Here is a 258-nt window from a genome sequence, read left to right on the forward strand (position 1 = left end):
CTGGTACGCATATATCAGATACTGTGAGCACCGCGCCGCTACAGCGCGAAGCAGAAAAAGATGGCAGCTTTATGAAGGCGCTGCTACCTATTATCGGATTGATTATTTTAGGGGCTTTAGCTTGGGCGCTATTAAGAGGCTGTCAAGATAAGCCTGAGCCGGTCGGCAAGCCTGTTGTGACAGAGCAACAAGCCGCGGATAGTGATGGGCAGGCAGTTGCAGGTGATATTACACCAGCATCCTTGCGTATTGCTACTG

General features: G+C 50.8%; 1 pseudogene. It reads left to right on the plus strand.

The features are described 5' to 3' along the window. Positions 1 to 258, plus strand: a pseudogene (locus AAEY72_RS15480) (OmpA family protein); the annotation flags it as partial.

Origin of the sequence: Psychrobacter sp. W2-37-MNA-CIBAN-0211, assembly GCF_040309405.1 — a bacterium.
GTDB classification, from domain to species: Bacteria; Pseudomonadota; Gammaproteobacteria; order Pseudomonadales; family Moraxellaceae; genus Psychrobacter; species Psychrobacter glaciei.